This window comes from Pseudoalteromonas sp. S408, from assembly GCF_005886645.1.
Lineage (GTDB): Bacteria > Pseudomonadota > Gammaproteobacteria > Enterobacterales > Alteromonadaceae > Pseudoalteromonas.
In genome coordinates this window covers 1-253 of record NZ_PNDY01000085.1, presented here as the reverse complement: position 1 = coordinate 253, position 253 = coordinate 1, and the positions used below count along the sequence as shown (strand labels likewise).

Here is a 253-nt window from a genome sequence, read left to right as displayed (position 1 = left end):
TTGTGTCATCACATTCGATAATTTTTATTAAACTATCAAAAAGATTATTAAAGTTATCCTTTTCTTGATCTATTTTAATAATAGAGGTGTCAGTTTTTATAATAAAAGCAACCTCTCTTGAATAACCTCTTATACTGATAATACAAGCAATAATAAATAAAATTAAAAAACATTTACTTGACATATTATTCATACTAAAAATTTAAAAATCTTTAAAAACTGTTATTGCAAAATTGAGCCTCTTTCCTCACGC

Annotated in this window: 1 protein-coding gene; it reads right to left on the bottom strand. The window is 23.3% G+C overall.

Annotated features, from left to right (window positions below; translation table 11 throughout):
- Positions 1-184, bottom strand: a 184-nt coding sequence (locus CWB62_RS18790) for a hypothetical protein (RefSeq protein ID WP_212747505.1), incomplete at its 3' end; no start/stop codon positions are given.
- Between the last annotated feature and the right edge of the window lie 69 nt (positions 185-253).